7 protein-coding genes and 4 tRNA genes are annotated in these 8793 nt (G+C 56.7%); all 11 read right to left on the bottom strand.

What is annotated here, in order from left to right; translation table 11 throughout:
- Positions 1-85, bottom strand: an 85-nt coding sequence (locus AAC019_RS16925) for a GTP-binding protein (protein ID WP_003292966.1), incomplete at its 3' end; no start/stop codon positions are given.
- An 88-nt stretch (positions 86-173) separates the two neighbouring features.
- A tRNA-Thr gene (locus AAC019_RS16920) sits at positions 174-249 on the bottom strand.
- Between the two features lie 17 nt (positions 250-266).
- Positions 267-340: transfer RNA gene (locus tag AAC019_RS16915), tRNA-Gly, on the bottom strand.
- 89 nt (positions 341-429) lie between these two features.
- Positions 430-513: transfer RNA gene (locus AAC019_RS16910), tRNA-Tyr, on the bottom strand.
- 94 nt (positions 514-607) lie between these two features.
- Positions 608-683, bottom strand: a tRNA-Thr gene (locus tag AAC019_RS16905).
- 49 nt (positions 684-732) lie between these two features.
- On the bottom strand, positions 733-1434 hold the full coding sequence (locus tag AAC019_RS16900; RefSeq protein WP_339900489.1) for an SPOR domain-containing protein: 702 nt from the start codon (positions 1432-1434) through the stop codon (positions 733-735).
- A 55-nt stretch (positions 1435-1489) separates the two neighbouring features.
- Positions 1490-2200, bottom strand: a complete 711-nt coding sequence (locus AAC019_RS16895; RefSeq protein WP_339900488.1) for a type III pantothenate kinase — start codon at positions 2198-2200, stop codon at positions 1490-1492.
- Complete coding sequence (birA, locus tag AAC019_RS16890) at positions 2197-3183, bottom strand: bifunctional biotin--[acetyl-CoA-carboxylase] ligase/biotin operon repressor BirA (protein WP_339900486.1); 987 nt, start codon at positions 3181-3183, stop codon at positions 2197-2199. Before birA ends, AAC019_RS16895 begins: the two co-directional genes overlap by 4 nt.
- Positions 3184-3187: 4 nt before the next feature.
- A complete protein-coding gene (gene alr, locus AAC019_RS16885) occupies positions 3188-4318 on the bottom strand; it encodes an alanine racemase (RefSeq protein ID WP_339900485.1) in 1131 nt (376 codons plus the stop codon).
- A 107-nt stretch (positions 4319-4425) separates the two neighbouring features.
- A complete protein-coding gene (locus tag AAC019_RS16880; protein ID WP_339900483.1) occupies positions 4426-7722 on the bottom strand; it encodes a family 16 glycoside hydrolase in 3297 nt (1098 codons plus the stop codon).
- Between the two features lie 38 nt (positions 7723-7760).
- Complete coding sequence (locus tag AAC019_RS16875) at positions 7761-8525, bottom strand: DUF1080 domain-containing protein (RefSeq protein ID WP_339900481.1); 765 nt, start codon at positions 8523-8525, stop codon at positions 7761-7763.
- Positions 8526-8793: the final 268 nt, after the last annotated feature.

Genomic DNA, 8793 nt, shown 5'->3' with positions numbered 1-8793 from the left:
TCAGAGTGGTTTTGCCGTGGTCAACGTGACCGATGGTACCCACATTGACGTGGGGCTTATTACGTTCGAACTTTTCCTTCGCCATTGCGAGCGCCTCCTCAACTAGCCATCAAACAAGCCGTTTACTTACACACAAAAACAGCCGCGAAAGCACTTCTTCCGCAGCCAGAAAATGGAGCTCTTGAGCAGATTTGAACTGCCGACCTCACCCTTACCAAGGGTGTGCTCTACCAACTGAGCTACAAGAGCTTTAAAACCACAGCAACTGGAGCGGGCAGCGGGAATCGAACCCGCATATTCAGCTTGGAAGGCTGACGTTCTACCACTGAACTATGCCCGCTGAGTTCTTGCTCCGCAAAGCACCTCCACAAAACCGGAGGGCTTCCAGCCGCAGCGACTTTTAGCCGCTACCGCCAAGCGGTAATAAAATGGTGCAGGGGGGTGGATTCGAACCACCGAAGCTTGCGCGTCAGATTTACAGTCTGATCCCTTTGGCCACTCGGGAACCCCTGCGAAAAACAAGCCGGCATTGTCCGGCTCTGGCCTATCACTGTCAACCGGTTTTCCTAAGAAATTCACCTGCTTACAGCAACAACATCAGAGAAAATGGAGCTGGCGAGAGGAGTCGAACCCCCGACCGGCTGATTACAAGTCAGCTGCTCTACCAACTGAGCTACGCCAGCACTTTCTCTAAGCACGTCTCAACGTGGAGGCGGGATTCTAGAGAAACTTTTACTCAGGTGCAACACCCTGACAGTATTTTTGTTGTTTCTCGATGCCATTTTCTGCCTCGAGCAACTCAGACCACCTGTTCTCGCCTACTTTTTGACCTTCCCCGGCCGCCAGCACCACCCAAATCTCTTTATGAGTACGGGTCACTTCCCGCATCTGCGCGGCGTACCCCAGCTCCCTCATTTCGCCCAGCCTGGCCTCAGCCAGCGCCTTGCGCGAAAACATACCAAAAGAAATACCATTCGCCAGCTCACCCCTAGGAATCAGATAGCTATCAATTTGCTGCGCCTGCACTTCATGCAAACGCTGCAGCGCCTCTTTACGACTGGCCTCTGGCGGCAAATGCACCCAGTAGCCAACCCCCTCCGGCACCTCCAGCTCGCGCACATCAGCCATCACATCCAGTGCTGACAGACTCTCCTGCAGGTACTCGGCCTGCAACAGCGCAGAGAAAGGCCCCACCATGTCACACAACCCGCTCGCGGCACTCGCCTCCGGCGCCACAGGTGACGAGCGCCGACCGGAGGCCAGCGGCGGCTGAGTTTCACTCTGTTGCAACTCAGACAGCAACAGCAACCGCTCACCAGAAGCAGCCCGATGACGCACCCCAGGCCCATCCGCCATATCCGGGCGCCACACCGTCAACTGCAAAATAAGTGCAGCCACATTAATACCGAGCAGCGCAAAAAATAGTACCCTCATAGCAACCTCGTTGCTTTATCCTTAAACACAACCTGCACCCCGCTCGCCACCGCGACTACTGCGCCTGAAAATAGCGCTCCAATCCGGAAAACAACAATTCGGGGACAACCTCTCCCTCGCCCAGCACGCCCTGCCAAAAAGTGCCATCACCACCAGTAAACAGCAGTGACGGCCCGGAACCAGCCGCCGCCAACGCGTCATAACCTGTGACAATCACACCGCGCCCCATAGCAACTAAACCTGCCTCAATCGCCGATGAGCTGCTACTGCCGGGCAACGCTTCAGCAGAGACCGCCGGAGAGACCGCCAACGCCTGTGACTTAAGTGCTAACGATTGCCGCATCAGCGCCAGCCCCGGCGCAATATAGCCGCCGAGATGGCGACCGTCGCCAGCCAGCAAATCGACCGTGAGCGCTGTGCCAGCATCCACCACCAACGCCGCCCCGGCAACGCGCTGACGCGCCCCCAAAAGCGCCAGCCAGCGATCAACCCCCAGAGTATGTGGCTCCCGATAACCATTTACCACCTCACCCAAGCTAGACTGAGACAAGGCAAACTCCGGCGCAGGCAGGCCAGATTTGGCTAGCATCTCGGTTAAGCGTTCTGACTCGGCGACCACCACCGAGCTAACCCACACACGCCGAATGCCGTGCCCGGTTAACCAGCGGTAGTCTCCGTGAGCGCTAGCGCCGGAGCCAAGAGTACGGCCCTCAAGACGCAAGCGCCATTTAATCCGGGTATTGCCGATATCAATCTGTAAAATCATGACTCAGGTCTCAAAGACACCTCACCGCCGTACACCAACTGCTCACCGGTATCGGTGGCAAGCCGCAAGGCACCACTGGTATCTACTCCCAGCAACGTACCGTGCGTTTGCTGACTTGACGTAACAAGGCGCACCGACCTATTGAGGTAAGCCGCCCGCGCCATCCAGCGCTCGCGCCAAAAGGCGAAACCACGTTCTGGGTACTCGTCTAGCAACTCCCAAAGGTTGCGCAGCACTCGCGCGCACAAAGTATTTCGGGAAATTGGAGCAAGCCCTTGTGCGCGCGCCAGCGAGGCAACGTCAATCCAAGGCTGATCAATATCCAGCGCCTGCATCGAGGCCATGTCGACATTAATACCCACCCCTATAACCAAGTGGCAAGCGCCGGCCGGATCACCGCTCATCTCCAACAGAATACCGGCAAGTTTTTTACCATCGGCCAGCACATCGTTAGGCCACTTAAGGCTTACCCCATCAATACCTAACGACTCCAGCGCCTCGGCGATGCAGACGCCGACCGCCAAGCTCAACCCCTCCAACTCAGCCGCACCGCCCTCAAAGCGCCACAACAGAGAAAAGTACAAGTTGCGCGCAAAAGGGCTAACCCAAGCGCGGCCCCGGCGGCCCCGCCCCGCGCTCTGCTGTTCGGCAACGCAGACAAAACCAGATGGCAGCTGCTCAGCGCGGCTCATCAGTCGCGTATTGGTGGAGTCCACCAACGGCAGTATCTCCAACGATAGAAGCTCCGCGTTCGCACCCATACACTCCACAATTTTAGCCCCAGACAGCAACTCCAGACCGCCCGGCAAGCAGTAGCCTCGCCCCCGGCTCGAATCCAACTCGATTCCGAGCTCGGATAATTTTTGCAGATGCTTCCACACCGCTGCCCGACTCACCCCGAGCAACTCTCCCAGCTCACTGCCCGAGTGGTACTCACCGTCGGCCAATACCGCCAGCAAACTTTGAAGCTGATCTTGCTGCACCTAGCTACTCCCCCTGATAGATTCGGCGATATCGGCCCGAGCGAACACTGGTCAACACCTCGTACCCCAACGCCTGATTGCGCCGGGTGAGCGCATCGAGCGACAGGTCGCCTTCGCCCAACACGTCAATGTTCAGCCCTTGTTGGCCATAAACCTCGCGGGCATCAGCCACGGCGGTTACATCAAAAACCGTACTGTCCATAGAAATACGCCCCACCACCGGCACTTTGACACCCAGGCAATAACCGTAACCTGCGCACCCCAAAATACGGTGCAAACCATCGGCGTACCCCCCCGCCACCACAGCTAATACCTGCCCGGGCTGGGCTGTATACTCAGCACCATAACCAACCGGCGATGGCTCCGTCAGAGTTCGCAAAGACATGACCGGAAGGGACAAGCGGGCCACCGGCAGCATGGGCGACTCACCGCCAACCACAGGATTAAACCCATAGAGGGCTGCGCCGGGCCGCACCAGATCGGCGTGATAGTCCCGCCCAAGGTAGGTGCCGCAAGAGTTAGCAAGGCTTAATAACAGATCTGGCTGCAAACGTTTAGCCTGCGCCCCCAAAGCAAAAAAAGCATCGCGCTGACGACGGTTTTGTGGGTTATCGGCCTCATCAGACACCGCCAGGTGACTCATCAGCAATACGGGAGACAACTTCGCCCAGCGCTCGGCCTCGCCCAATAAGTGCTGCAACTCGGCGACCGCCAACCCCGAGCGGGTCATCCCGGTATCAAACTTAACCGCCGCCGGCGCGCTGCCAGCATCAAAGCCGGCGCCAGCTCGCCAGGCGAGCCAGCGGTTAACAGCAATCAAAGACGATAAAACAGGTACCAACCGATGCCGAACAATATCGGCCTCGGAGCCGCCGGGCACACCACTCAATAGGTAACACTGCGCATCGGCACCCACCAGAGAGCGGCCCGCGATGGCCTCGTGGAGAGTGGCAAAAAAGAAGTGTCGGCAACCGGCGCGATACAGCGCAGGAGCAACATGCTCAGCCCCCAAACCGTAGGCGTCTGCTTTAATAACGGCCGAGACAACAGAGGAGTCAGCATACGCCGCTACCGCACACCAATTGGCGACGATAGCGGAGAGATCAATGGTAAGTGTTCCGGTATTCTCGTTCATAAGCACGCCGACAAGAGCAAACGCGCATAGTTACAAAACTCACCGGTAAAATCCAGCATGGCAGCTCGCGGTAAAGCCAAAGAGCCACCACACCTCAACGTTAAAGCTCAGTCAGCAAACTGATACAGCGTGTAATAGGCATGTAGCGGGCCTGACGCTTGCGCGGCAAAGAGCCCCGCCGGATTGAGCGCCAGGTGATAAACACGCGCCGTCTGCTGCGGATGAACAACCGTTTGCTCGGTGTTTGCCAGCGTTACGCTAAACGATAGCCCATCATCCGCCAGTGTCACGTTAAAGGATTCATCGCGCATGTCCAGCTCTGCAGAGCCGTAATCTGGTGCATCGCGATACAACCATGAATTAACCGATAACGCCCGCGACACAGCATCGGCGTCAACCGTGCTTAAGGGTTGAGTTAAACGCACGACAAAACCATTATTACTGGCACTCACATCGTGAATAGCCAGAGGGGTTGTTTGGCCATCCCAACGTATCCGTTGCAGCGCCGCCACATGGCCACCTTTTGCCTGCCAGCCGCGGCCGGTTTGCCCCACCAACAAGCTGTTGTCGGGCAAAAACAGCCCTCTCATAACACCCGACTCCAGGCCGGACATAAAGGGGATAACCACCCCTTGGCGCTGCCCATCGACATTTTCAGTCACAACCCGCAACAGGTTTGACTGGGTCTGATCGCCCACCAACATCTGCCCGGCAAAGGGGCCAAACTTGCCGTGCGTGGTATCCCACACCGGGTTGCCCGGCGCATTGGCCACAATATTATGCGGGAACAGCACGACGGCTCGCTCACGCGAGTCGGCCACCTGATCCCACTGAATATCCGGCGAATCGGGCTTTTTGCCCGGCAGGTCAACCAAGCCGCTAGGGTGTCCATAGAATTTGTCTTTTTCCAGCACAAACAGCTTGGACGTACCGACGAATTCACCCTGGTTTTCGGTGTACCAAAGCTTGCCTCCGGGCCCGGTTGCCAGGCCAGCCGGGCTGCGCAAACCGCTGGCGTACAAACTGTATTCGCCCTCAGGCGTCACGCGGATATTCCAGCCGCTGTAGCCCCCCTGAGATCCCATATACAAGCCATCGGCCTTAAAAACGGCCTCATCGGTATGCGCGAGGTTTAGGCTGACATGGTAAGCACCATCGGCCGCGCGTGCGGGGCCATGCATATAGGTGTGGTAATTACCGTGATAGCCGTGGGCGTCAAACAGTGTTTCAAACTTATCCCCCATTCCGTCACCGTCTGTATCGGTAATGCGGGTCAACTCGGCCTTTTGCCCAACCACCAGCTGCAGGCCGTGCTCGTCTTCAATCTGAACGCCCAGGCTATCGAACAAACCCTCGGCAAAAAGGTGCCACTGACCATCTTTGATACGCCAGATACCGGCGGTGCGCGTAGCGACGACAATAGTGCCGTCATCGGCCAAAGCCAGGCCCAGAGCTTCAAAGAGCTGGTCGCGACCATAGTTATCCTGCGGCGGCAGGTAATTTTCAATGGCGTAACCGGCTGGCAAATCCGCCACGGCCTCGACCCGAGTCAAAGGTTGCTGGCGATAATTAAAATCGGTGGGCTTGGGGCTCCAGGCATTACCCGCCAAGGCTATTGTGGCCGAGAGTTCAGCGTGGCTATCGCCTTTAGGCAGCAGCCAAACACCATCGACCAACTGACCGGCCGAAACCTGCACACCACTTAAAGCATCAACACCCACCATAAAGCGCTGCTCTGCGGGGCGCTCGCCGGTCACCGAAATAGTAACAGCTCCCGAGTCGGCAATATCAGTGGTAACCGCCAGCGTATTTTTACCCACCCGATAGCGGAAGGTCGGAGCGGCCGCCTTATCTTTTGAGGGGCGCTCGTACCCCAAAAACTGTGCGTTTTGTTGCGCAATCAGCTCAGCCTGATCCTTGTCGCTCCACAGGGCGTTTTTAACGGCCTCCATATCGCGAAACACAGACTCTTTAAACGAGAAATCAATTGGCTCGCCGCGGGTATTGAGCGGGGCAAACAACACCCCGGCATCCCCCAGATCAATCTCACGGGTTTCAAAACCCGTCTTCAGCCCATCGCCCCCGCGGTTGGTCAGCTCACCAGTCATATCCAAAAAGCCGCCCTGCCAAACCTTGGCGACGCCTAAAATACGCGGGTCAAAACTGTAGTTAACCGCGTTGGGCTGCCCGACGTGAATACTGCGCGCCGACAAACCCTCCATCGGGCCACGCTGTAAACGCACACTATCGGTCACCAAAAATTGTAGGTCGTCCTGCAGCGGATCGTATTTTTCCGGGCCCGAGGACTCTACCAATTTAATCACCGGGCCTTGCTCCCAGGGGGTGTTTAACGTTTGCAAATAATAGCCAATGGCATCCAGCTGTTTGTCCGGCAGAGTTTGCTTCATGTAGGGAGGCATGATGGGCATAAATGATTCGCCCTGTTTGTCACCACGTTCGTGAATAGCCAGCTCGGCCGCCGGGCTTCTGACACTGCGCTCGAGGTAGCTAAAATCGGCCTTTACCGTAAAGTGGTGGTTTTCCGCCGCCTCAATAATCTCCCGATCTCGCGGCGTCTTTTTAAACAAACCAAAGAGGTTGGGGCCCGTTTTCATGCTGGCGTCATCGGCCGCTACCGCGTGACACTCTTTGCAGCCCAGAGACTGAAAGGCTTTTTTACCCACCGCGACAAAATCCACCAGCTCGGCTTCATTGCTGGCGCCGCCACTTTCATCAGGTAACGTTACTTTGGCAAAATCCGCCGGGTGGACACTCAGCGAACGCACCGCCAGCTGCCCGGCACGCACCCGCAGCATGGCAGGCCCGCTAGTGGTCTCCCACATATTAATCGGCTCGGCACTAAACCCCGACAACACCGTATTTTTTTGCACTAATGTACCGTTCAGGCGCGCCTCGAGGATCATGGCGCTGGCCACTTTGTTGGAAGCCTCGTCGTAGCGCGGGGCGCGGAACTTAACCTCAAGTGTCTGCCATTCGCCGGCAGGTTTGGCTGCGTCTTCGGCGGGAGCAATCGCACTCATCTCGTCGCCGCGGCCACGCACACCACCCACACTCAATCCGCCACTGGTGGCCGCAAGCGCCACTTCGTAGCGCCCCTGCAGGTAAACCCCGGCATTGGTGCCCGAAGCGGCCAGAAACTCAATGGTTAATACACTGTCGCCAAGATGAACATTGGACTCAACCCTATCGCCGGCACTCAGTAATAATTGGTCACCGCCATCGGCCCGCCGCAATTGTCCATCGCTAAACTCAACACTTGATCGCGCCAGCGACTCACCACCTTGCAAATATGGAAAAAAATCGGTGGGCGCGCTATCAGCCGCAAAAGTGGGGCTCACGCTCAGCGCAAACATAGCGCCGAGCAGCTTCTTATTAAATTTCATGAATTGGGCTCTCAAATTATAATGTCTACTGGCCAGCCTTATAGCTCGCGCACCCAGATATTGCGAAACTTCGATGGGTTCCCGTGATCTTGCAGCCGCAAAGGCGCACAGCCATGCGCCTCATAAGGAGGATGACCGATCCACCCGGTAGGCCCCTGGACCTCGACATGGTTTTGCACCAACACACCATTGTGCAATACCGTAATATAAGCCGGAGTTTCCACCTCACCATCACTCGCAAAACGCGGCGCTTTATAGATGATGTCGTAAACGTTCCACTCATCCAAAGGTTTGGTCGCGTTCACAAGGGGAATATGCTGTTTGTAGACCGAAGCCGCCTGGCCGTTGGAGTAAGTTTTACCGCCAAAAGAGTCGAGCACCTGTACCTCGTAACGCTCCTGAAAGAACACGCCACTATTGCCGCGCCCCTGCCCCTCCGGCCCCTCCATGTCTTTTTCGGCGGGTGGCTGCCACTCGATGTGTAGCTGGACATCGCAAAACTCTTGCCTGGTGCGAATATCACCGGTCTTTGGTTCTGCGACCAACACATCTCCGCTAATCTTCCAGGGCGCGGCCGAGCTATCATCTGTCGACTCCCAGGCAGACAGGTCAGAGCCATCAAACAAAACGGTAGCATCAGAGGGAACCCCCGCCTCATTGACGGAGACTTTTGCGGGTACCGGCTCCCACACCTCGGTTTCCTGCGCCTGCTGCCAAGGTTCTTTTTCGGCGGCATAGACCGGCAGAGTGGCAGCGGCGGTTACGGCCGAGGCGGCCAGGACAGCGAACAGAGTTATCTTCATGGGTCTCTCACTTATTAGTATCAATATGGGCTTAGCTAAAAATATAGTCGTTGGTGTCGCAATCCGGGAATTTTCACATATGGAATGCAAACGCACAAATGAAATACAGACAACTACTATAACAACATAAAGTCGATTTAACCTTAACAGAGGATAAAGAATAATTAAGAAAGGTACTTCGCCCTCTTGTTCACGCCCCAGCTCCCTCGGAGGTCGGAGGTCGGAGGTCGGAGGTCGGAGGTCGGAGGTCGGAGGTCGGAGGTCGGAG

Origin of the sequence: uncultured Gilvimarinus sp. (genome assembly GCF_963975215.1) — a bacterium.
Lineage (GTDB): Bacteria > Pseudomonadota > Gammaproteobacteria > Pseudomonadales > Cellvibrionaceae > Gilvimarinus.
This window is presented reverse-complemented; position numbering and strand designations above follow the sequence as displayed.